Annotated in this window: 3 protein-coding genes; 2 read left to right on the top strand and 1 reads right to left on the bottom strand. The window is 62.9% G+C overall.

Features of this window, described 5'->3' with window-relative positions; all coding sequences use genetic code 11:
- The coding region (locus JOD69_RS24435) for a tetratricopeptide repeat protein (protein ID WP_210024371.1) at window positions 1-503 on the bottom strand (503 nt) is incomplete at its 3' end.
- Window positions 504-944: 441 nt separating this feature from the next.
- Here JOD69_RS24435 and JOD69_RS24440 point away from each other — a divergent pair.
- On the top strand, window positions 945-1,520 hold the full coding sequence (locus JOD69_RS24440) for a polysaccharide biosynthesis/export family protein (protein ID WP_156881756.1): 576 nt from the start codon (window positions 945-947) through the stop codon (window positions 1,518-1,520).
- 61 nt (window positions 1,521-1,581) lie between these two features.
- On the top strand, window positions 1,582-1,878 hold a 297-nt coding region (locus JOD69_RS24445), incomplete at its 3' end, for a hypothetical protein (RefSeq protein ID WP_210024372.1).

Raw genomic sequence — 1,878 nt, forward strand, 5'->3', positions numbered from 1 at the left:
TAGGGGTCGGGCCGGGCCGGCTGCTCCGCCACGATCGCCTCCAGTTGCGCCCGCATCGACGCGCTGTCCCCCTGGAGGTTCGCGATCGCCGCCTTGAGCATCCGCACTTCGAGGTCCGAGGGCCGTTCCTCGGCCACCGGCCCCAGGAGTTCCTGGGCTTTCGCGGCGTCCTTCGCCAGCAGGTAGAACTTCGCCAGTTTGAGCTGGGCGTCGCGGTGGGTCGGGTCGAGTTCGACCGCCTTTTGATAGAGGGCGAACGCCTCGCGCCAGTGCTTCTGGTCTTCTTCGATCCGGCCCAGGTAGAAATAGGGGCTCGCGGCCTTGGGGTCGATCTGCAGGACGTTCTTGAACTCGACCTTGGCCTTGTCCAGATTCTGCGCCTCGACATACTGGAGGCCGCGCGCCAGGTGCGCGGCCTTGCGCTCCTCCGCCCCGCCGCACGCGGTCAACACCCAGGCCACCACCACCCAGGCCGGAACGGGCCGAACCAGACTCAATTTCATAAACGCTCCCTAGCTCGATAGAGACAGCATTGCAGAAAAATCAGGTAGGCTAGGTGTTACATAAGCAACACCGACAGCCCACCGTCTAAGCCGAATATGACAGCATGGCTTCATGTCAGCTTTGTGAAACGGTGTTCCGTCGTTGGAACGGAACTGTAACAATCGTCTGTTAGCGTAATGCTGGATAGGCGACAAGAAGCTGTCTTCAAACGTCACGAGCGACGTCAGGGCAAAGCGCGAAAGGGCGAGCCCCAGGGATGGGGCGAGTCAAAACCGGAGTGTACAGAGAAGTGCATGCGGATTTTAAGCCCTTGAGCAACGAAAGCATGGCGGCGCGCAGTAGTTTGAAGACAGCTTCTAAGACGGACCCATCGTCTGAATCGTCGGGCGAGTATTGCCCGCTGTTCCTTCATTTTCGTATTTCTCTGCGTCACAGCTCCTATGTATCTCCAATTGCTCAAATTTGCAGCACTCTTGGCATTCGCTACCGGCGCACTCGGAAATGGCGAAAATTCGCCGCCCCTGATAGAAAGCCACAGGGACTATCGCATTGTCCCCGGGGACGTGCTGGAGATTTCGGTGTGGCGCGAGGAGGGCCTTACCAAACAGGTCCTGGTCCGCGCCGACGGCGGCCTCTCCTTCCCCCTGGTCGGCGACCTCGCGGCCGGCGGCCTCACCGTCGAGGACGTCCGCGCCACCGTCACCGAACGCTTGAGCGAGTACCTCGCCGACCCGGTCGTCTCGGTGTCGGTGATCACCACCAGCCAGAAGATTTATGTGGTCGGCAAGGTCAATAAACCCGGCGAGTTCGTCACCCCCGGCCGGGTCACCGTGATGCACGCCCTGGCGCTCGCCGGCGGGCTCAACCCTTTCGCCGACCGCGACGACATCACCATCCTCCGCCAACGGGGCGATCAGACCACGCCCCTGCCGTTCGATTACGATGCCGTGGCCGCCGGCGAGGACCTGGAGCAGAACATTCTGCTGATGAACGGCGACGTCGTGGTTGTCCGTTGAGGCGCCGGGCCCGCGTGAGGCGCGATCCGGCCGGCCCCAGGCGCGCGCGAGGCGGCTGAGCATGCGGGGGACGATTCAGCGGCTGGCCTGGGCCGGCGTGGGGCTCGGTATGGCCGTCGCCCGCCCGAGCTTCGGCGTGGACTGGCACCTCGAGGCGGCGGCCAGCGTGAGCCAGCAGTATCATTCCAATATCCAGCTGTTGCCGGACCGGCTCGATCCTCAGGCGGTCTTCGGCACCGATCTCGGCTTCACCACCCAGCTCGTCGCGGCGGAACCTCACTGGCAGGTGAAGAGCCGGGCGCGCCTGCAAAATCTTTTTTATACGCCGATCGACGCCATCGACACCCAGAATCAGTAT

The sequence above is a fragment of the Methylocaldum sp. RMAD-M genome (genome assembly GCF_017832375.1).
In the GTDB taxonomy this organism is placed as follows: Bacteria; Pseudomonadota; Gammaproteobacteria; order Methylococcales; family Methylococcaceae; genus Methylocaldum.

Excerpts from the sequence above, each read along its gene's own strand:
- JOD69_RS24440 (WP_156881756.1), top strand. The coding sequence starts at position 945 with ATGTATCTCCAATTGCTCAAATTTGCAGCACTCTTGGCATTCGCTACC.